Raw genomic sequence first — 20,405 nt, 5'->3', positions numbered from 1 at the left:
CTGTCGGTGACGGCACCGGTGGACGACGGCGACGGGCGCCGGCGTCTACCGGCCGGCGTGCATCCGCGCGAGGCGCGCCCGGTCCACCGCGTCGACCATCAGCCCGTCGTCCTCGCGCACCCACCGCTGCCCGATCTCCCGGTGCTCGGCCGGCGTGGCGAAGCGGTAGCGGTAGAGGTGCGCACGCACCCAGCGCGGCGGCTCGCCGCCGAACGGGTCGTGCGCGAGCAGGCGCAGCGTCGCCCGGTCTGCCTCGAGGAGCCTGCCGAGGAACGGCACGAACCAGCGCAGCTGCGCGGACGAGCCGATGGCGAGGAACCACATGCCCCAGTCGAGGCGCAGGTGGTACGGCGCGTACTGGCGGGGGAGGCGTCGCACGTCGCCGGGCTTGCCGCGGAACTCGTACTCGTGCCAGGTGGCCGTGGTGGGCTCGGCGTCGCGCGTGCCCTCGACGACGACCTCGGTGCGCCGGCGGGTGATGGACCCGAACGCGCCGTAGGCGTTGACCAGGTGCCACACGTTGAACGCCGCGTTCATCGCCTGGTTCCGGGAGAGCAGGTTGCGCAGCGGGTGCCGGCTCAGCCACACGCACAGCACCGTGACGGCGAGCACGACGACGACGAACCGCACGGGCGGGTCACCAGCGGCCGGTGCGACGCGCACGTCCACGCCGACGAGCCCGAGCGCCCACCGCCACGACGCGTCGTCGATCGCCGCGCAGGCCAGCACGATCGTCAGCCAGTTGAGCCACGCGAAGTTGCCCGACAGGACCAGCCAGAGCTGCGTCACGACCATGACGGCGGCTGCGGTCGACGCCACGGGCCCCGGCACGAGGAGCCCGAACGGCACGACGAGCTGCGTCACGTGGTTCGCCAGCACCTCGACGCGGTGCAGCGGTCGCGGCAGCAGGTGGAACAGCCGGCTCAGCGGCCCGGGCATCGGCTGCGTCTCGTGGTGGTAGTACAGCGCCGTCAGGTCCCGCCACGCGGGGTCACCGCGCCACTTGATGAGCCCCGCGCCGAGCTCGAGCCGCAGGACGAGCCACCAGAGCAGCACCAGCACGGTGACCGGCGGCGCGACCTCGTCCGACCCCAGGAACGCGACGAGGAACCCCGCCTCGAGCAGCAGCGACTCCCAGCCGAACCCGTAGAACACCTGCCCGACGTTGACGACCGACAGGTACAGCGCCCACAGCACGCCGAACGCGAGCAGCGGCAACCACGGCGGCCCCTGCTGCGGCAGCCCCGCGACGAGCGTCAGCGCCACGAGCACACCGACCCACCCGACCACGGCGACGAGCCGGTCGGAGAACCACCGGTGGAACAGGCTCGGCGCGGCCCGGAACGGCACGCGCGCGGTGAACGCCGGCACGGGCAGCAGGCCCCGTTCGCCCAGCAGCGGACGGAACTGGCGCAGCACCGCGACGAAGGCCAGCACGTACACCGCCGCGACCCCGCGCTGCACGACCGCCCGCGCGATCGTGTACCCCTCGGCGTCGAACCACTCCACCGCACCCACCCCCACGAACGCACCGTGCCCGCCGCCCAGCGTGGCCGCGCGCCCGGCGCGACGCGCGCCGAGGTCGCCGGTACGACGCGAGGTCGCCGGTCCGCGCCCGGATCGCCCGGTACGGGCGGCGACCTGGGCGCGGAACCGGCGACCTCGGCGGGGCGTCGTGCGTCAGCCGACGGTGCCGGTGACCGTGGTGCCCGTGCGCGTCACCGTGTACTCGGCGGTGCGGCCGCTCCAGAAGTGGAACGTCAGCGACACCGGTGCGCCGTCGGTGACCTCCGCGAAGAACGCGGGACGCAGGACGATGTGGCCGTCCTCCGGTGCGAACGTCACGTCGAACTCCTTGAACGACGTCCACGGGTGCGGGCCGGCGTTCGTGCCGTCGGCGTAGCGCGCCTCCATCGTCGCGAGGCGGTCGCCGCGGAAGTCGGTCGGGACCGCGAAGGCCTCGACCGTGCCGGTCGCGTCGGCCAGGACGGGCGCGTCCGCGGCGACGACCTCGATGCGCCACGGCAGGCCCTTGCTGAACCGGACCTCGAGCACGCCCCGCGTGCCGTACGCACCGGTGCCGACGACCCGCTCGAGCAGCGCCGCGGGCAGCGTCAGCTGGTCACCCACGAGCCGGTACTCGCGGTCCTTGAGCTTGCGCCCGTCGAGGCGGACGTCCTTCACGCGGTAGTCGTGCAGCTGCAGCGTGACGGTCTGGTCGGTGACGGCGCCCGGGGTGACGAAGACCTGGTCGGTCGAGGCCGTGCCCGAGCGGCGCTTCCAGGACTCCTCGATCTGCGCGAACAGCGCCGGGTCCTGCCACTCGAACGTGGTGCGGTCGAGGTGCTGGCCGTTGTCCCACAGCATCGTCGTCACGCCGGTCGTGCGGGCCAGGTGGCCGAGGTGCTCGAAGAACTTCAGCTTCTCACCCTGCTCGATCGTGCCGGTGTGCCGGTCGAAGCCCAGCAGGCCGTACTCACCGAGGATCACCGGGATGCCACGGGCGACGAACGAGTCGTGCACGCGCGTGAACGTGCCCTCGGTGTCGGCCTGGGCGGTCGCGTCGTAGCGGTAACCGCCCGCGACGTTCACGCTGAACGGCCAGTAGCCGTAGTAGTGGACCGTCGCGGCGAGGTTCGGGTCGTCGAGCGCCTCGAAGGTCGCGGTGAGCGCGTCGAGCCGGCCCTGCTCGGCGTTCGTGTGCAGCGTCGGCAGCACGAGGACGCGGTCGGCGTTGCGCCCGCCGGTCGCGCGGACGATCTCGTGGAACCGCACGTTCAGCTCGTCGAGCAGCGCGTACGCCTGCGCGTCGTCGACGCCCGCGAACTGCGGCTCGTTGACGCTCTCCAGCAGCAGGCGGCGCGAGTGGTCGCGGAAGCGCTCGGCGAGCTGCTCCCACAGGGCGTCGTACTGCGCGACGACCTCGTCGTGCCGCGCCGGCATCTGGTTGACCCACTGCCACGAGTCGTGGTGCACGTCGAGCAGGACGTAGAGGCCCTCGTCGAGCGCCATGTCGACGACCTCCTCGACCCGGTCGAGGAAGACCGGGTCCACCGCGTACTCGGGCGCCGGGCCCTGGTGCTGGCCGAACGTCGCCGGGATGCGGACGCTGTTGAAGCCGGCGTCCTCGACCGCGTCGAACAGGTCCGCGGTGACCCGCGGGTTGCCCCACGCGGTCTCGTCGGCGCCGACCGAGTCGAGCGTGTTGCCGAGGTTCCAGCCGGGCTGCATGGCGGCGACGGTCTTCTCGGCGGCGGTCTGCCTCGGGGCGCGGGCCGCGGGGTCGGGCGCGGCCGCCGCGGGGGCGGCGAGGCCGACGGCCAGCGCCGCCGTCGAGACGAGCGCGGTGGCGCTCGCCCACAGGCGTCGGTTCACGGGTGATCTCCTTCGGGCGCGGGGGGCGACGTTGCTCCCCGGCTGGCGCGGGCGACGGTGCCCGCGGGCTGCGACGGGCGATCGTCGAAGCGCTTCGACCGGAGTGTACGGGTCGTCCGGTTCGGCGGGAACCCCCGGAACGCTTCGCCACCCGCCGTCGCCTGCCGCCTGGGCAGGGCGGTACGGTCCGGCACATGCTGAGCGCCGTGCTCGTCGACCTGTACGGCACGCTCGTGGCGGACGACGACGCGCCCGTCGCCGACGTGTGCGCCCGGTTGGCGGCGCGCGGGCGCGTACCCGCGGCGACCGTGGCGCAGGCGTGGGACGCCCACCTGTGGGCGGCGGCCGACAGCCACGGCGACGACTTCCGGGGCCTCGCCGACCTCACGCACGCGACGCTGCGGCACGTGGCCGGGCTGCTCGGCGTGCCCGTCGACGCCGACGCGGAGCTCGCGGTCCTGCGCGCGGCGTGGCGCCGGCCCCGGCTGCTGCCGGACGCCCGCGAGTTCCTGGCCGGCATCGACGTGCCCGTGTGCGTGGTGTCCGACGCGGACCGCGCGGACGCCTGTGCCGCCGTCGCGCACCACGGCCTGCCGGTGACCACGGTCGTGACGAGCGAGGACGTGCGTGCGTACAAGCCGCGGCCCGAGCCCTTCCGGCGGGCACTGGAGCTGCTGGGCGTCGATGCCGCGGACGTCGTCCACGTCGGCGACTCGGGCGCGGCGGACGTCGTCGGCGCCGCCGCCGTGGGCATCCGCACGGTGCACGTCGACCGGGCAGGCCGAGGGCTGCCACCCGGTGTCACCGCGACCCACGGCGTCCGGACGCTCGCCGACGTCCGCCGCGCGTTCTGACCCGTCGACGGGCAACGTCAGGCGGTCACCCACGGCCGGTCGACGCGGGCGTGGTCGAGCGCCCAGTCGAGGGCGAGGTCGGCGACCTCCTCCCATCCCGGCGCGGCGCACGTCCAGTGGTCTCGGCCGGGCAGCTCGACGTAGTCCGTCACCGCGGGGGAGCGGTGGTAGTGCCGCGCGTTCGAGCGGTTCACCGACGGCGGCATGATGTGGTCCTTCTCGCCGGCGACGAACAGCAGCGGCGCGCGGTCCGCGTCGTAGTCGACCCACGTGTCCTGGTGGCCGGGCTTGAAGTTGGCGATGAGCCCGTACTCGACGACCCAGTGCGCGGGGGCGGGGATCGCGTACCGCTCCCACACGCGCCGCGACTCCTCCGCGGAGAGGGTGTTGGTGAACGCGTAGTGGAACTCCTCCGGCGTGAAGGCGATCGCCCCGCGGCGGTTGGCCGGGTTCTTCAGCGCGGGGAACAGCGACCGCGCCTGGGAGATCGGGGTGACGCGGACGCCCTCCGTCGGGGCGGAGTCGATCGCCACGCCGGCGGCCCCGAGGCCTCGTGCCAGCAGCAGCTGCGTCAGCGTGCCGCCGAACGAGTGGCCGATGACGACGGGCGGCGTCGCCACCGACTCGACGACGCGAGCCAGGTGGTCCACCGTCTCGGGGACCGTGAGCCGGGCGATCACCCCGGGGTCGGCGCGCAGCGCCTCGACCTCGACCTCGAAGCCGGGGTAGCCGGGCGTGAGGACGGTGAAGCCCTTCGCCTCGTAGTGGGGGACCCAGTGCTCCCACGAGCGCGGGGTCATCCACAACCCGTGGACCAGGACGATCGTGTCGGGGCGGGTGCCGGTGGTGTCGGACATGTCGGTGCTCCTCAGCCGTCGATGAACGCGAGCGGGTCGGCGTGCGAGGCCGCGCGGTCGAGGTCCGGCAGCGTGGTGGCCACGCCGGTCGACCGGGGGCGTGGTGCCGACCAGGCGGCCGGCGCAGCGCGCCACCGGCCCCGCACGGCACGGTCCGCTCGTCGCCGGGGACGACGAGCGCCGGGACGTCGGTGGTCGCGAGCCGGGTGGCACGCGCGTGCGCGGGAACGCGGCGAGGCGCCCGAGCGCTCCCCGGTACGTCCTCGCGCATGGTCGCCCACCGCCGTCGGTCGCTCGCGTTCCGTGCCGCGCACGGACTGCCGTCCCCCGCCGCGCCGGCGGTCACGCACCGGATCACCCGGTGCGGTGGCGGCCGTCGACGACAGAGGTATCTTGTCCGGTTTCGTCCCGGACGCGCCAGGCCCTGCCGTGCGCCGACCCGTTCAGGGACGGAAGGCCGGCCCCGCCCCGTCGTCCGCGAGCCGCGGCACGCACGCGTCGGCGTCGAGCGCCGTCGCCGTCCGGACGTCGTCGCCCCACCCCGCGTCGACGAGCTCGCGGCCGCTCGTGCTGCGGCGCACGGCGTCGACGGGGTCGGGCGCCGACCGCCAGAGCGTCGCGGCGGCCGCCGCCTCGGGCGACGTGGTCGACTCGCCCGCGGCCCCCACCAGGGCGGTCACGACCGCTCCCGCCCCGAGCAGGTCCTCGAGGGCCGGGCGCAGGCTCCCGTCCGGCCAGCGCTCGCCCGCCGGCACCACGAGCACGTCGTGCGACGCGTCCGCGGCGAGGTGCTCGGCCGCCGCGCGCCCGACGGCGGCGGCGTTGCGCAGGCAGCCGAGCACCACCCCGGCGCCGGCGGCGGCCGCCGCCAGGCTCACGGTCGCGCCGTTGGGCGACGGCAGGACGAGCCGCCCCGGGCCGAGGCCGCGCAGCGAGGCGGGGGAGAGTGACACGCGGCCGTCACCCCGGCGCGCGGCGAGCGTCGCCCCGAGCCGTGCCGCGAGCGCGGCCGCGCCAGCCGGGTCCCGCAGCGGGTACGGGTGGACGACGGTCCCGCCGGCGCACGCCACGGTGACCGCCGTCGAGAAGGACAGCACGTCGACGACGACGGCGAGCGTGCCGACGCCGGCCAGCGCGGACGCGCCGCCCGCGCCCCACTCGAGGCGGACGCGGGCCGGCCGCTGGTCGGGCAGGGGGCGGCGCGGCGACGGCATGCGGCGCACCCTGCCAGCACGGTCGGCCCGTCACCAGGCCCGGAGCGAGGACGAGGCGCGCGGTCACCCGTCCCGCGCGACGCCTCGGAAAGCGCACTCCGAAACGATTCAACACGCTGCCGGGCCAGCCGTCCCGCTCCTAGGGTCGGTCCCGGCCGGCCCGTCGCGGCGTCCACCGACGCACGCCGCCCCCGGACCGCCGGCCCCGACGAGAGGTCACCGCATGCCGTCCCCCCTGTTCGCACGACCCGTCCGGCGCCTGCGCACCGCGTCCCTCGCGGCGCTGGCCGCCGTCGCGATGGGCGCGACGTCCCTCGCCCTCGCCGCGCCCGGCCACGCTGCGCCCGGCACCAGCTGCACGGGCTCGACCGTGCACGCCTCGGCCGTCCAGGACGGCGGCACGTGGCGCGCCTACCGCGGCTCGCGGGAGCTGTGGTCCGGCTCGGACATGCGCACCGCGATCCAGCGCGCGATCGACTCGCTCGACGCGGGCCGCACCAGCAAGCAGCGCGTCGTCGTCAACGGCAACGGCACCATGAGCGCGAACGCGCGCATCTCGCTGCCGAGCCACACCGCGTTCGAGTCGTGCGGGACCATCCACGTCAGCGGGTCGGGCTCCGGCAACGTCGCCGGCGTCTACATGCGCGGTGCCCGCGACATCGAGGTCGCGCGCCTGGCCATGACCGGCACGCCGGTCTACGGGATCTTCGCCCGCAACGTCGACGACCTGCGCCTGCGCGACATCGACATGCGCCTGTCGGGCGGCGGCATCGGGGTCCGCATCGACAACCACGGGGACCGCAGCCGCTTCGCGCGCAACATCGCCATCGACCGTGCGTACGTGTCCGGCGCCGGCTCGCACGCCGTCGAGACGTACGGCGTCGACGGGTTCACGCTCGGCACGCTCACGGCGCGCGACGTCCGCGAGTCCGGACTGCTGCTCAACCAGACGATCAACGCGCGCGTCGGCACGGTCGACGCCGTCAACGCGGGTGCCGGCACCGGCTACGCGGCCTTCCGGATCGCCAACCGGGCCGGCCGCGTCGGCAGCTCCTACCCGACGAACATCGAGGTGGGGACCGTCCGGGCGAGCGGCGGCGGACGCGGGATCTTCTGCGTCTCCGAGAGCGGCGGACTGCGCGTCGACCGGGTCGAGCTGACGAACACCGGCAACAACCCGGTGCTCATCGAGAACTGCACGAACGTCAGCCTCGCCACGTCGGGCGGCACGGTCTCGCGCGGCGACGTCCGCCTCGCGGAGCGGTCCGAGTTCCCCGGCAACCGCGACATCACGCTGCAGAACCTGACCCTCACGAACGGTGCGCGCGTCGTCGAGAACCCGTGCGCCGACAACCTCGTGATCCGGAACGTCAGCGGGCCCGTCTCCCGCTGCTGACGGCGGCGTCCGACGCCCCGGCCGCACCCCTCCGGCGGCCGGGGCGCCGACGTGCCACCCCGGCGGCCTGCCGTCGCCACGGCCGACGCACGGCGATCCCGGCCGGGGTCTGCTAGCCGCGCCCGTCGTGCGTCGGCTCGGCGTCGGCGCCGGCCGCGCCGTCCGGCTCGTGCCGCAGCAGGTCGCCGGGCTGGCAGCCCAGGGCGTCGCACAGCGCCTCGAGGGTGGTGAACCGGACCGCCTTGGCGCGCCCGTTCTTCAGCACCGCGAGGTTGGCCGGCGTGATGCCGACGCGGTCGGCGAGCTCGCCGACCGACATCTTGCGGCGCGCGAGCATGACGTCGATGTCGACGACGATCGGCATCAGATCACCTCGTCGAGCTCGGCCCGCAGGGTCGTCGCGGTGGTGTCGAGCGCGACGGCCTTGGCGAGCAGCGACCGCATGAGCAGCACGAGCAGCGCGATGCCGAGGAACCCGGCGCCGACGACGCCGAGCATGAGCACGACGCCCGGGGGCACCGCCTCGCCCGGCGCCAACAGCGCGCCCAACAGCAGGAACAGCAGGCACTCGACGACGGCCGCACCGGTCACGACGTCGAGCCACCGGAACGCCGCCGGCGAGAACACGGTGTCCCGGCGCACCATCGTGAGCAGCCGCCAGACGCAGACGAGCGCGACCTGCACGCACGCCACCATGAGGATGGTGAGCGCCAGCACCGGCAGGCGCAGCAGCTCGAGCGCACCCTCCTCCTCCCGGACGTCGGCGAGCAGGCTCGGCAGCATGTACAGCTGCAGCACCAGCGTCCCGCCGAGCACCACCACGATCACCGCACGCGACGCCAGCACGGCGACCCGACCCCACCCGACCATGACCGTCTCCTATCGACTACCGATAGAAACCTATCGCACAACACCCCCCACCGACACCCCCGCCCCACCCACCTCCCCACCCCGGCGCCGAGTTCGCCGGTTCGGCCCCGAGTTCGCGGGTCGGGGACGGCGATCTCGGCGTGGAACCGGCGAACTCGACGCCGGGGAGCGAGACGGGTCAGGGCCGGGCCGGCTGGCGGGCGCCGGGGCGGCGGCGGCGGGTGGTGGGCTGGAGGTAGGGGCGCGGGGTCGACTGGTGATCGGGCAGCGCTGCGCGCAGGCGCGCGACCAGGGCCGGCGGGTCGCGGCGGTCCGCGGCGGTGACGCGCACGACTCGCCAGCCGGCCTCCTCGACGGCCAGCTGACGCCGCCGCTCCTTCCGCAGCGCAGCGACCGCCTGCGCACCGTCGGCCCCGTACTTCTCGGCGCCGTCGTACTCGACGAGGACGCGCCACGCCGGGTAGCCCAGGTCCGCCCAGTAGCACCCGGCGGGCGTCTGCACGGGGACCTGTGTGGTCGGCTGCGGCAGGCCGAAGCGCAGCATCGTCCACCGCAGCCAGGTCTCGCCGGGCGACTCCGCGCCGGCGTCGGCGGCCTCCACGACCGCCCGGGCGCGACGCACGCCGCGGTGCCCGCCGGCTCGGGCCACCATCGCGAGGATCGCCTCGCGGTCTGCGCCCACGTGCAGGGCGGCGTCGGCGACCACGAGCCCGGCATAGGGATCGAGGGCGGCCGCGCAGTCGAAGGCTGTGCGCTCGAGCGTCGTCACGTGGAGCCCGTGATGGACGGTGCGCTGCTCGGGCGGGACGTGGACCACATGGCGCGCCACGTCGGCGGCGCTGCTGTCACCGGGACGCGTCACCTGAGCGACGTGCGTGCGTGCGGGCACCCGTGGCAACGGCAGCCCCCACACGAGAGCAGCGGACTCGCCCATCAGGAGCGGCGGGTGCAGTGCCTGCCGGTGCACCGCGGTGATGCGTGCGAGCGCGAGGCGTCGGTCCCCCTGCGGGTCGGACGACGGACCGGTCTCGACGTACGCGCCCCGCCGGACCCGTGTCCAGCTGCCGGAGGCGACATGGCGAGCCACGTCTGCGGGCGGGTGGTGCGCGAGCAGGTGCACGGCTGGCGCCGGTGCCGTGTGGCACTGAAGAGGAGAGGGCGGTCCGGGACGACGAGGCATGCGGGGAGGCTGCTACGGCCCGCCGGTCCGCGGGTGGCGACGGAGAGCTCCTGTGGACGGGGCGCCGGGAAACGCCGAGGTCGTCGGCTCGGCGTCGAGATCGCCGGTCCCGGGCAGCGAACTGGAGGGTGGACCGGCGAACTCGGCGTGGGGGTCGGGGTGGGCGGCGGCGGCGCGCGGTGCCCCACGCACGACCGCCCGGCCCGCGACGAGGACGCGGGCCGGGCGGGGTGGTGCGGGGTCGCCGGCGCCTCACGAAGGGCGGCGCCGGTGACCCCGGTCGCGGGTCAGCGCGGCGAGCAGATGCCCGTCGGCGTCCAGTTGATGTTCTGGCTGCCCTTGTAGTACGTCACACCGAACGAGGCGTTGCCGCTGCCGGTGAACGTGTTGCCGTTGCGCGAGGCGCCCCACGCGTTCTGGATCGACTGCCCGGTGTTCGGGTAGACCGTGACGCTCCAGTTGCCCGGCGCCGACACGTTGTAGGTGACGTTGAAGCGGTCACCCCACTCCTGCGTCTTGGTGGCCGTCGCGGTGCAGCTGCCGCCGCCGCCGCCGTTGCTCGGCGGGGGAGTGGTGGGGTTGGGGCTCGGGTTGCCCCCGCCGGAGGTGCCCTCCCACACGGTGATGTTCGACGACCCCGAGGACTGGTAGCCCTCCGTGGCCATGACCATGTAGTCGTGCGAGCCGAGGTTCATGCCGGCACGCGCCCACGCGTCGAAGTGGTTGCCGGTGGTGATGGTGCCGCCGGTGCGCTTCTGCTGACGCACGGACCAGTACTGGTAGAACGTCTGGGTCCCGTCGATGGACGGCTGGTTCACGCGCTGGGTGCGGTAGATGTCGTACGTGCCGCCGTCCGAGGTGACCGTGCCCATGTGGGTGCCGGTCGGGCGGTACGTGCCCCAGTTCTCGACGATGTAGTACTCGACGAGCGGGCCGCGGGTCCACCCGTACAGCGTCAGGTAGGAGTTGCCGCCGGGGTTGAAGGTGCCGGAGTAGGAGACCACCTTGCGGCCACCGGGCTTCCAGCCCTTGCCGCCGACCCAGTTGTTGATGCTGTTCCACGACGTGCTGTAGTTCCCGGCGCTGCCGAGCGTCATCGTGACGTTGCCGCGGTCCTTCCAGTACGTCCAGTAGAACCCGTTGTGCGTGCCGACGTCGTTGTTGGTGATCGTCTGCGCGGCGGCCGGGGTCGCCGAGACGGCCAGGCCGGCGGCCATGAGGGCCGTCGCGGCGGTGCCTGCGAGCACGGCGCGCAGGGACCGGCGGGTGCGGGTCCGGGGGACGGTGAGTGTTGCGGTCATGCGTGCACTCCTTCGTGCGTGAGGGATGGTGCCGGACGGAGGACGGTGTCGCCGGGCCGGGACCCTGAGGTCCCGGCGGGGTGGGCCGTCGTGGCGGGTGCCGGGCGGCGGTGGGGCGTCACCCGGTCAGCGCGGCGAGCAGACGCCGGTCGGCGTCCAGCTCACGTTGTTGCTGCCCTTGTAGTAGGTGACGCCGAACGAGGCGTTGCCGCTGCCGGTGAAGGTGTTGCCGTTGCGCGTGGCGCCCCAGGCGCTCTGGATGGACTGCCCGTTGCTGGGGTACACGGTGACGCTCCAGCCGCCGGATGCGGAGACGTTGTAGGTGACGTTGAAGCGGTCGCCCCACTCCTGCCCCTTCGTGGCGGCGGCGCTGCAGGTGCCGGTGCCGGGGTTGGCCGGCGGAGGGGTGGTCGGCGACGGCGTCGCGGGCGGCGGCGTGGTCGGGGTGCCGGCCCCGGCGGGGGCGACGACGCGGCCGGTGCTCGACGAGATGTGGCCCGTGCACAGGTTGCGCGAGCGCAGGTCCTGCAGGATGCCGGGCAGTGCCTGGACGGTCGCGGCGGGCCAGTCGTGCATGAGGATCGTCTGGCCGTTGGTGAGCCGGGTCGCGGCCTGGCGGATCGCGCCGGAGCTCGCGTTGTTCCAGTCGTTGGAGTCGACGTCCCAGGTGACGACGCGCAGCCCGAGCGACGACGCGACCGAGCTGACCGTCCCGTTCGTCTCGCCGTACGGCGGGCGGAAGACGGTGGGCGTCACGCCCGCGGTCTGCTGGATGGCCTGCTGCGTGCGGGAGAGCTGCGACTGGACCTGCGACTGCGACTGCTGCACCAGGTGGGGGTGGTCCCAGCTGTGGTTCCCGATCTGCAGGCCGGCGTTCTTGTACGCCTGCATGAGCGACGCGTTGTTCTGCGCGTTCTGCCCGGTGGGGAAGACCGTCGCCGTCGCGCCGTACTGACGCAGCGTGCTGATGATCTGGTTGGACGTGCTCGCCGTGGGGCCGTCGTCGAACGTGAGGCCGACGTAGCCCGCGGAGCAGGTGGAGCCGGTGATCGCGGTGGCGGCCGGCGCGGCGGCGAGGCCGCCGGCGAGGACCGCGGCCACCGCTGTGGCGCCGAGCACCGCCCGGAGCGGTCGCCGGGACCCCTGGTTCGGGTCGAGGCGGGCGAAACTGTCGGTCATCGTGCACTCCTTCGTGCCGACGGAGGGGGACCGTGGGCATGCCGTGCGTGCCGTGGCTGTCCGCGTCGTCGGGGACGCGCTGCGGCCGCACCGCCCCATCGAAATCGTTATCGAGGCGAGTGTGCAGACCGCACGGCACCCGTGTGAACACCCCGCGACAGTCACGAAAGGTTTAAGTCACTCGGAGGCAGCAACCGGAGTCGTGCGGGAGCGTGACCACGCCGCTCTCCCTGCCTACGGCTCGAAACTGTCGAGGCTCGGACCGGGGAGATCCGGCCGGCCCGGGGGTTCGATCGGCGCCGTGCGACCCCGAGGGACTGCCCGGGCAACCTGGTGTGCGCCCGCCCGCGGGGCTAGCGTGGAACTCCCACCGGGAACCGGCCGCGCACCGCAGCGCGGGACGGAGGGCACGATGACCGAGCAGCCCCGCAGCGCGCACCACGCGATCGCCACCAGCGTCCTGGACGACGGCTTCGACCCCTTCACCGCGCGGCCGCGCGACCTGCTCGTGCGCGGGCTCCCGCCGCGGCCCGATCCGCACACCGATCCCGGCCTGGCGACCCTCTGGGAGCGGCAGGCCCGCCGGTTCGCGGGCTTCGCGCACCTGCCGGCGCAGGCCGCGCTGCCGGAGGGCGCGCTGCCGACCCGGGCGCTGGGTCTCCACCCCACGGAGCACTGCGGGTACACGCTGACGAGCGTCGGAGCGCCGTTCACCGCGCTGTTCGCGACGTGGTCCGTGCCGAACCTGCGGTACGTGCCGTCCCCGCACGGCCCCGACCTGTTCCGGACGTTCCTCGGGCTCGGGTTCCTCGACGTGCACGTCGAGATGACCGTCGACGCGTCGGACGCGGTCACGGCGACGCTGACCGCGCAGGGCGTGGGCGCCGTCGGCCTGCCGGTCGCACCCGGGGACGTCCTGACCGGCTCCCTGTGCCTCGACGCGAACCCGCCCGGGCGTGCCAACTACGTGCTCGCGAACGAGACCCGGTCCGAGACGGTGAGCTTCAGCCTCGACACCGGCTTCCCACCGGCCGTCACGGTCGACGTGGGCGTCAGCCGCGGCGCGGCGGGCAACGCGCTCAACCCGCTCGCGGGGTTCGGCGCCGTCTGGTTCGACGAGCTCTCCGCCTACACCACGGCCGGTCCGCGCCCGGTGACCGGTGGCCAGGCGGTCACGATGGTCGGGTGGGACGGTGCCACGCTCGCGACGCCCGTGCGCCTCAACGACTACGCGTTCCGCGTGGTCCGCGCCGGCTGACCGCACGGCACCCGCCGACCACCCACGGTCGCCCGGCCGCCGCCCTGAGGCGTCCGCCGGCGCCCCGGACCTGCGGACCGGTCACCTGCACGCGGACCCCCTGGCCGGCGTCGGGTGCGGGCAGTTTCGCCTCTCAGGCTGCGGTCGGCGCGTCCTGCTGCAATCCTCGTACCGTTCCAAAACCCCCTTACCTGATGGGAACACTTCATGGCTTCTTCAGACGCACGCGTCGGTGACTCGACCCACCGCGACACCCGACGGGCGAAGACCACCGGTCTCGCCGTCGCCGGTGCAGGCATCGTGGTGTTCAACATCTCGCCCCTCCTCAACTGGGTGAACCCGGGCGGCGACGCCGACCCGCGCACCGGTTACGAGACCGACTCCCTCGTGCCGTTCATCGCCTACCTGGGCCTCGGCCTGCTGGTCGCGATGATCTACGCGCTCAAGCGTGCGCGCCGCGGCCAGCACCGCGGCCTGACGCTGGTCTCGATGGCCGTCGGCATCGCCGCGACCATCCAGTGCCTCGCGTTCGCGCTGAACCCCATGGGCGGCCTCGAGCGCGGTGACGGCCTCGGCACCGACATCGGCGTCTGGGTCGGCGTCATCGGTGCGGCGGTCTGGGCCATCGGCTCGTACCTGTTCGCCAAGGAGATCGAGGGCGACGACCACGACGACGTCCGCGACCACGGCGTGGCCGGCGCTCGCTGAGCACCGACTTCCTGAACTGAAGGGGGCGGCCGAGAGGCCGCCCCCTTTGTTCTGCCCGCTCGCCTCGTGCCGAGTGCTCGCCGCGGCGGACGGGTGTCGGCGCCTACTCGCTGCGCCCGAACCGCCCCCGGACGGAGAGCTCGGTCCGCATCGCCACCCGGACCAGCCGGCCCCGCGCGTCGCGGCCCTGCGTCCCCACGGGCCCGAGCGACCACCTCGGCGTGGCACTGATCCGCCGAGCCAGGCCGAGGAGTGCGTCGGCCGGCCCATCGACACCGGCCCGGCGGAGGCCCGCGAGCACCACGTCGACCTCCTCGCTCGCGAGCTCCGCGCGGACCGGCCCGATCTTCTCGTGCGTCGCCCCGCCCGCATCCTCCAGCCAGCGGTCGACCGGCTCCCGTGGTGCGCGCACGTGCCCGCGTCCGATCATCGGTCCGCCTTCCTCCGCCGTGGCTCGGGCCGCACATTGCCGCGAGGGCCCCGGCGGGTCAATGCCGGCGGGCCGTCGTCGCCGTCACGATCGGGGCGAGCAGCGCGACCCCGGCGGCGACGAACGCGGCGGTCGCCACGGTCCCGTCCAGCAGCGGGCCCTGGGTCCGCCCGATGCCGATCCACATCAGTCCCCAGGCCATCGCCAGGCCGATCGGGATGACCACGGCCGGACGGCGGCGACCGAACACGGCGTAGGCGACCGACAGCGCCGCGGCGGCCGCGAGCACGATCACGGACCAGGTCGTCGCGCCCAGGCCGAGCTCGCCGACGCCCGCGACCGCGAGGAACGCCGCGGTGTTGGCGAGCGTCGCGACGCTGACCCAGCCGAGGTAGAGACCGACCGTCAGGTCGGTCACCCACGACGCCACGGTGCCCGTGTGCGCGATGCGGACGACCTTGACGAAGATCACCGCGAGCACGGCCAGCAGCACGACGATCACGACCACGCTGCCGCCGACGGAGTCGCCCTGCACGGCGGCGATCCACAGCGCGTTGAGCAGCATCGACCCCAGCACCCACCACGAGACGGCCCGCAGGCGCGGGTCGGAGCCCTGCCGCGGCAGCGCCTGCACGATCGCGAAGACCGCGAGCCCCGTGTAGATCACCGACCAGATCGAGAACGCGGGGCTGTCGGGGGCGAGCGGGGTGGCCGTCGCGGACAGCGCACCCCCCGCGGCCTCGGCGACCGGCTGCCCGCCGGCCGCTCCGGAGCCGATGGCGGCGGCGACGATCGCCACGCCGGCTCCGATCAGGACGGTGACCTGGCGGACCCGGTCACGGGACGTAGCGGGGGCGTCGACGGCCGTGCTCGTGGTCTCCATGCCTCCAGAGTGCCCACACTCAGCATGCTGAGCATCTTGAGGGGCCGATGACCGCCCGGGCCGCGCTACGGCGCCCGCGGGGGACGCGGAGGCCGGCGACCGGCGGGCGCGAGCGCACCCGCCGGAGGCCACGGGCTCGCCACGCGCGGGCGACGGGCGGCACCCTGGGGACCGTGGTCGACGCAGGCGGCAGGGGCGGCGCACGGCCGACGCCCACCGAGGACCTACGCACGCCCGTCCTGGCCCGGGTCGTGCGCGGGCTTCCGGCCCGGAGGCGCGCCCTGCTGGCCGTCGACGGGATCGGCGCGAGCGGCAAGAGCACCTTCGCCGCGGCGCTCGCCGGGCACGTGCGGACGCGACCCGTCGTTCTGCTCCACGCCGACGACTTCTTCCACCCCGCAGCCGTCCGCCACGCCCGCGGACGGTTCTCGCCCGAGGGGTTCTGGCTGGACACCTACGACTACGACGCCCTCGTCTCGTGGGCGCTCGGGCCCCTGTGCCGGGGCGGCACGGGGCTGTACCGGCGGGCGTCCTTCGACCGGGACACCGGGGCCGCTACCTGCCCCGACGTCGAGCAGGCTCCCGAGGACGCGCTCGTGGTCGTCGAGGGGACCTTCCTGCACCGGGATGAGCTCGCGACGTTCTGGGACGCGTCGGTCTACCTCGACGTCCCCACGGACGTCGCCGAGCGGCGGATGCGGCAGCGCGGCGGCCTCGACGAGCAGCTCGCGGACGCGCTGCTGGCGCGGTACGCCGGGGCGCAGCGCCTGTACCTCGCGCACGCCCGCCCCTGGGAGCGCGCCTCGGTCGTGGTGGACAACACCGATCCGACGGCGCCCGCGGTCATCGCGCCCGCGAGGGCCCACGCCGCGCGCTGAGCCGCACCCGAGGGGCGTCCCCCGCTAGGCGTGGGACCCGTGGTCGGCCAGCACGGCGCGCAGGACGCGGCGGGCGTCGGCGACGGCGACCGCGTCGTGGCGCTCCCAGTCCAGCGTGATCAGGGCCTTCCACAGCGCCCACCCCCGCGCACGGGCCCACGTCCCCGCGTCGGCGTCGACGCCCGCGCGGAACGCGTCGCGGGACGGGCCGTCGAGGACGGTCCAGGCGATCACGAGGTCGCAGGCCGGGTCGCCCCAGCCGGACGTGCCGAAGTCGATGACGGCGCTGAGGATGCCGGCGTCCACCAGCAGGTTCCCCGGGGCGACGTCACCGTGCAGCCAGCCGTCCGGTCCGTGCCACGTCGACGCCACCGCGGCGTCCCAGACCTCCGTGGTGGCGGCGACGTCGACGTCCCCCGCGAGGACGTCGAGCGCGTGGTGGGTCTGGTCCGCGTAGTGGGCCACCGGGCCGCCGCGCCACCAGTTGTGCTGACCCGGCTCGGGGCCGGGTCCCGGCGCCGCCCGCAGGGCGGTGAGGAAGCCCGCCAGGTCGACGGCGAACCGCGTCAGGTCCGCCGGCGGTGCCTCGTCGGCCGACCGGCCGGGCAGCCACCGGTACACCGACCACGGCCACGGGTAGCCCTGACCGGGGGCGCCGAGGGCCACGGGCGCGGGGATCGGCAGGGGCAGGTGCGGGGCCAGGACGGGGAGCCAGCGCTGCTCCTTGGCGACCGCGCCGGCGTACCCCGCGGCACTGGGCAGGCGCACCAGCAGCTCGTCGCCCAGGCGGAACGTGCGGTTGTCCCACCCGCTGCGCGGCACCGGCGTCACCGGCAGCGCGGCCCAGGCGGGGTGCTGCTCGGCGACCAGGCGCCGGACGAGATCCACGGTGATCTCCGCGGCGGGGTGGTCGCTCATCCGGCGGAGCGTAGGCGTCGTGGCGGGCGCCGTTCGCCTGGATAACCGGCTACGGCCGCAGGGCGGGGGGGAACCCGGTCCAGCGCATCCCGGTGGGCAGGTGGCTCAGGTCGTTGAACGTCACGAGCGTCGGCGGCAGGCCGGTGCGGTACTGCACGACGGTCAGCGCGGCGTTCGCGCTCTCCAGGCCGAGCCACCGGGACGGGGGTGCGTCCAGCGTGTGCCGGACGAGCCAGGCGATCGGGTAGGCGTGCGTGACCAGGACCTCGTGCGTGTCGTTGCCGCCCGCGGCGGGCGCCGCGAAGCGGGCGACCAGGGAGTCGGCGACGCGGCGGCCGGACCGGGCCTCGGCGTCGTCGTAGCCGTCGAAGAAGCCGCGCCAGGACGGGGGCGTCTCGGCCGGGGCGGGGACGTGGGGCACGTGGTCGACGAGCTCGGCGGCCGCCGCGACGGGCACACCGGGCAGGTGGCGGGCGAGCTCGCGCGCGCTGGCGACGGCCCGCGGCAGGGGCGAGTGCCAGACGGCGCCCACGGGCAGGTGCGCGAGGCGCTCGCCCAGCAGGGCGGCCTGGCGGCGGCCGACGTCGGTGAGCTCCCCGAAGGCGTCGGCCTCGCCGTGGCGCGCGAGGTAGAGGTGGCGCGTGCCCGTCCTCATGGGTGGACCGCCGTGACCGTGCCCGCGGTGCCGTCGACCGTCAGCGTGGCGCCGTCGCGCAGCGTCGTCGTCGCGCCCCGGACGCCGAGCACGGCGGGGATCCCGCGCTCGCGGGCCACGATCGCCGCGTGCGAGAGCACGCCGCCCGTCTCGGTCACCACGCCGGCCGCGACGCCGAGCAGCGGCGTCCACGCCGGGTCGGTCCACGGGCAGACGAGGACGTCGCCCGCCCGCACGCGGCCGAAGTCGGCGGGGCCGCGGACGATCCGCGCCGCGCCGGTCGCCGTGCCGCGGCTGCCGGGCGTCCCCGTGAGGGTGGCCGGTGCGCCGGCGGCCCGAGGACCCTGCCGTGGCCCCGGCCGTGGTCCCGGCAGGTCGGCGGTCACCGGCCGCGCCTGCAGGACCCAGAGCTCCCCGCCGGCCAGCGCCCACTCGACGTCCTGCGCCCCGCCGAGCACGGCGGCGATCCGCGCGCCGAGCGCGGCGAGCCGGGCGGCGGTGGTGTCGTCGAGCGTCGGCCGGCGACGGTCGGGTGCGAGCACGTCGCTCGTCACGAGGCGTCCGTCGCGCCGGTCCATCCGGGTCGGCTTGTCGGCGAGCGAGCGGGTGACCGTCCCGTCGGCGGTGACGCGGTAGGCGTCCGGGGTGACGGTGCCGCCGACGACGCTCGGGCCCAGGCCCCACGACGCCTCGATCTCGGTCGCGTCGGCCGGACCGCCGGGGGTGAACATCACCCCGGACACGTCCGCGTCCACCAGCCGCTGCACGAGGACGGCCATCACCGGCACGTCGTCGGGCCCGGGGCCCGGCCCGTCGTCCCGTCCCGCGTCCGGGTCGGCGGCGGAGGCCGCCCGGTAGGACACGGCTCGAGCCGAGTGCAGCGACGCCCAGCAGGCGCGCACCGCGTCGGCGACCTGGTCGACGCCCCGCACGGCGAGCACCGTGGCGTGCTGACCGGCGGCCGACGCGCGCGCCGTGTCCTCGTCGCCCGCGGACGACCGCACCGCCACGACCGGGTCGCCCAGCGTGTCGAGCCCACGCGCGAGGGCGTCGCGCACGTCGGAGGGGAGAGGTCGCGCCGCGACGGCCGCGGTGTCGGCGTCGCGCCGCTCCGCGGTCCGCCCGCCCGGGGCCCGGTCACCGCCGGCGGCGAGGTACGCGGCGAACGGGACGACCACGCCGGCGGGCACGGGCAGACCCGCGCGGACCAGGGCGCCGAGGGCCCCCGCCTTGCCCCCGCACGTCCGTCTCACGGCGTCGGCCAGCGGGACGAGCACGGCGCCTCCTCAACAAGTTGTTGACAACGTGGCGTTGACTATCCACCCTCGGCACATGGAGATCAAGGGCCACGGGACGACCGAGGACGCCGCCCGTGCGGCGCGGGCCGACCAGGCGCAGGCGGGGCACGAGAAGGCGGCGCGGACGCGGCTGCTCGCCCTCGGGGCCGACCGGATCGGCGACCGTCCGTGGCGTCCCGCACCCGTCCCGCCGTCCGCGGTGGACCTCGTGCAGTTCGCCCTCTGGCGCTCGAGCGAGCTGACCCCGGACGACGTGCTCCAGGCGCTGGCCCTGCTCCCGTCGGCGCGGGCCGAGGTGGACGGGCTCGAGGACGGCCTGCTGTTCGTCGCCCGCAGCGCGGGCCTGACCTGGGCGCAGATCGCGGCGGCCATGGGCTTCAACTCCCCGCAGGCCTGCCAGCAGCACCACACCCGGCTGACCGCACGGCGCGGGACGTCCTCGTGACCCGCGACTCGGCCCCGGACCTGCTGGTGCTGCACGCCGTGCGCGTGCTCGGGTTCGCCGGCACCGGCGCGGTCGCCCGCCGCTTCCGGCTCGACGAGGCGGTCACCGAGGACCTCCTGCTCGACGCCGAGGCGCGCGGCTGGGTCGCGCACGCGGCGTTCGCCGGCGTCGGGGGCTGGTCGCTGTCGGACCGGGGACGCGCGGAGGGGGAGCGGCTGCTGGCCGCCGAGCTCGCGGACGTCGGCGGGCGCGACGAGGTCGCCGACGTCCACCGCGCCTTCTTCCCGCTCAACGCCCGGCTGCAGCGCGCGTGCACGGACTGGCAGCTGCGGCCGTCGCCCGGCGACCGCCTGGCCGCCAACGACCACGCCGACGCCGCGTGGGACACCCGCGTGCTCGACGAGCTGCAGGCGCTCGAGCTCGCCCTCGCCCCGCTCGCCGACCGGCTCGGCGCCGTCCTGACCCGCCTCCAGGGGTACGACGTGCGCTTCGCCGCCGCGCGACGACGCGCTCGGGCCGGTGACGGCGCGTGGGTCGACGGCACGCACGTCGACTCGTGCCACCGCGTCTGGTTCGAGCTCCACGAGGACCTCGTCGCGACCCTGGGGCTGACCCGGTAGCGCGACCGCGCGGACGGTTCCGGAGGCGGAAGCGGCCGTCCCCTTGCAGGATGACCACGTCACCGTCCCCGACCGAGAGGTGAACA

Annotated in this window: 21 protein-coding genes; 7 read left to right on the top strand and 14 right to left on the bottom strand. The window is 75.2% G+C overall.

The window, feature by feature from the left end:
• Nucleotides 1-45: 45 nt before the first annotated feature.
• Together E5225_RS15910 and E5225_RS15905 are read right to left on the bottom strand one after the other, a co-directional pair.
• Nucleotides 46-1,518, bottom strand: coding sequence for a lipase maturation factor family protein (locus tag E5225_RS15910; RefSeq protein ID WP_243738069.1), 1,473 nt, complete (start codon nt 1,516-1,518; stop codon nt 46-48).
• Between the two features lie 162 nt (nt 1,519-1,680).
• The gene (locus E5225_RS15905) at nt 1,681-3,375 is read right to left on the bottom strand and encodes a cellulase family glycosylhydrolase (RefSeq protein ID WP_208012441.1); all 1,695 of its coding nucleotides are present in this window, start codon (nt 3,373-3,375) and stop codon (nt 1,681-1,683) included.
• Nucleotides 3,376-3,569: 194 nt separating this feature from the next.
• Between E5225_RS15905 and E5225_RS15900 the strand changes: the two genes are divergently transcribed.
• Nucleotides 3,570-4,229, top strand: a complete 660-nt coding sequence (locus E5225_RS15900) for an HAD family hydrolase (protein ID WP_135972100.1) — start codon at nt 3,570-3,572, stop codon at nt 4,227-4,229.
• Between the two features lie 17 nt (nt 4,230-4,246).
• Here E5225_RS15900 and E5225_RS15895 read toward each other — a convergent pair whose 3' ends face one another.
• Both E5225_RS15895 and E5225_RS15890 read right to left on the bottom strand, forming a co-directional pair.
• On the bottom strand, nt 4,247-5,086 hold the full coding sequence (locus E5225_RS15895; RefSeq protein ID WP_135972099.1) for an alpha/beta hydrolase: 840 nt from the start codon (nt 5,084-5,086) through the stop codon (nt 4,247-4,249).
• Nucleotides 5,087-5,529: 443 nt separating this feature from the next.
• Nucleotides 5,530-6,300, bottom strand: coding sequence for a 2-phosphosulfolactate phosphatase (locus E5225_RS15890; RefSeq protein ID WP_135972098.1), 771 nt, complete (start codon nt 6,298-6,300; stop codon nt 5,530-5,532).
• Between the two features lie 223 nt (nt 6,301-6,523).
• Here E5225_RS15890 and E5225_RS15885 point away from each other — a divergent pair, with 223 nt between their 5' ends.
• Nucleotides 6,524-7,696: a hypothetical protein gene (locus tag E5225_RS15885; RefSeq protein ID WP_135972097.1), complete on the top strand. Its 1,173-nt coding sequence runs from the start codon at nt 6,524-6,526 to the stop codon at nt 7,694-7,696.
• Nucleotides 7,697-7,808: 112 nt separating this feature from the next.
• Here E5225_RS15885 and E5225_RS15880 read toward each other — a convergent pair whose 3' ends face one another.
• The 5 genes from E5225_RS15880 to E5225_RS15860 form a co-directional block, all read right to left on the bottom strand.
• Nucleotides 7,809-8,060, bottom strand: a complete 252-nt coding sequence (locus E5225_RS15880; RefSeq protein WP_135972096.1) for a helix-turn-helix domain-containing protein — start codon at nt 8,058-8,060, stop codon at nt 7,809-7,811.
• Nucleotides 8,060-8,566: a DUF2975 domain-containing protein gene (locus E5225_RS15875; RefSeq protein WP_135972095.1), complete on the bottom strand. Its 507-nt coding sequence runs from the start codon at nt 8,564-8,566 to the stop codon at nt 8,060-8,062. Before E5225_RS15875 ends, E5225_RS15880 begins: the two co-directional genes overlap by 1 nt.
• A 178-nt stretch (nt 8,567-8,744) precedes the next feature.
• Nucleotides 8,745-9,533 (bottom strand): hypothetical protein, encoded by a 789-nt coding sequence (locus tag E5225_RS15870; RefSeq protein ID WP_135972094.1) that lies wholly within the window; start codon nt 9,531-9,533, stop codon nt 8,745-8,747.
• A 500-nt stretch (nt 9,534-10,033) separates the two neighbouring features.
• The gene (locus E5225_RS18170; RefSeq protein WP_135972093.1) at nt 10,034-11,047 is read right to left on the bottom strand and encodes a glycoside hydrolase family 11 protein; all 1,014 of its coding nucleotides are present in this window, start codon (nt 11,045-11,047) and stop codon (nt 10,034-10,036) included.
• Between the two features lie 126 nt (nt 11,048-11,173).
• The gene (locus tag E5225_RS15860; RefSeq protein WP_243738058.1) at nt 11,174-12,226 is read right to left on the bottom strand and encodes a polysaccharide deacetylase family protein; all 1,053 of its coding nucleotides are present in this window, start codon (nt 12,224-12,226) and stop codon (nt 11,174-11,176) included.
• Between the two features lie 412 nt (nt 12,227-12,638).
• Here E5225_RS15860 and E5225_RS15855 point away from each other — a divergent pair, with 412 nt between their 5' ends.
• Complete coding sequence (locus tag E5225_RS15855) at nt 12,639-13,484, top strand: G1 family glutamic endopeptidase (protein ID WP_135972091.1); 846 nt, start codon at nt 12,639-12,641, stop codon at nt 13,482-13,484.
• A 207-nt stretch (nt 13,485-13,691) separates the two neighbouring features.
• A complete protein-coding gene (locus tag E5225_RS15850; protein ID WP_135972090.1) occupies nt 13,692-14,192 on the top strand; it encodes a hypothetical protein in 501 nt (166 codons plus the stop codon).
• A 103-nt stretch (nt 14,193-14,295) separates the two neighbouring features.
• On the opposite strand, the gene E5225_RS15845 is transcribed toward E5225_RS15850, so the two are convergent.
• A complete protein-coding gene (locus E5225_RS15845) occupies nt 14,296-14,622 on the bottom strand; it encodes a hypothetical protein (protein ID WP_135972089.1) in 327 nt (108 codons plus the stop codon).
• A 58-nt stretch (nt 14,623-14,680) separates the two neighbouring features.
• Entirely contained in the window at nt 14,681-15,505 is an 825-nt protein-coding gene (locus E5225_RS15840) for a tryptophan-rich sensory protein (RefSeq protein WP_135972088.1), read from the bottom strand.
• A gap of 173 nt (nt 15,506-15,678) precedes the next feature.
• On the opposite strand from E5225_RS15840, the gene E5225_RS15835 reads away from it, so the two are divergent.
• A complete protein-coding gene (locus E5225_RS15835; protein WP_208012440.1) occupies nt 15,679-16,383 on the top strand; it encodes a nucleoside/nucleotide kinase family protein in 705 nt (234 codons plus the stop codon).
• A gap of 24 nt (nt 16,384-16,407) precedes the next feature.
• On the opposite strand, the gene E5225_RS15830 is transcribed toward E5225_RS15835, so the two are convergent.
• From E5225_RS15830 to E5225_RS15820, 3 genes are read right to left on the bottom strand one after another with little or no spacing between them, the layout of a single operon-like run.
• Nucleotides 16,408-17,301, bottom strand: coding sequence for an aminoglycoside phosphotransferase family protein (locus E5225_RS15830; protein ID WP_135972087.1), 894 nt, complete (start codon nt 17,299-17,301; stop codon nt 16,408-16,410).
• Nucleotides 17,302-17,350: 49 nt separating this feature from the next.
• Nucleotides 17,351-17,956, bottom strand: a complete 606-nt coding sequence (locus E5225_RS15825; RefSeq protein ID WP_135972086.1) for a histidine phosphatase family protein — start codon at nt 17,954-17,956, stop codon at nt 17,351-17,353.
• Nucleotides 17,953-19,209: a PEP/pyruvate-binding domain-containing protein gene (locus E5225_RS15820; RefSeq protein WP_279633246.1), complete on the bottom strand. Its 1,257-nt coding sequence runs from the start codon at nt 19,207-19,209 to the stop codon at nt 17,953-17,955. Before E5225_RS15820 ends, E5225_RS15825 begins: the two co-directional genes overlap by 4 nt.
• A 79-nt stretch (nt 19,210-19,288) precedes the next feature.
• On the opposite strand from E5225_RS15820, the gene E5225_RS15815 reads away from it, so the two are divergent.
• Complete coding sequence (locus E5225_RS15815) at nt 19,289-19,699, top strand: DNA-binding protein (protein WP_135972084.1); 411 nt, start codon at nt 19,289-19,291, stop codon at nt 19,697-19,699.
• Entirely contained in the window at nt 19,696-20,319 is a 624-nt protein-coding gene (locus E5225_RS15810) for a transcriptional regulator (RefSeq protein ID WP_135972083.1), read from the top strand. Before E5225_RS15815 ends, E5225_RS15810 begins: the two co-directional genes overlap by 4 nt.
• The last annotated feature ends 86 nt before the right edge of the window (nt 20,320-20,405 follow it).

This window comes from Cellulomonas shaoxiangyii, assembly GCF_004798685.1.
Lineage (GTDB): Bacteria > Actinomycetota > Actinomycetes > Actinomycetales > Cellulomonadaceae > Cellulomonas > Cellulomonas shaoxiangyii.
This window is presented reverse-complemented; position numbering and strand designations above follow the sequence as displayed.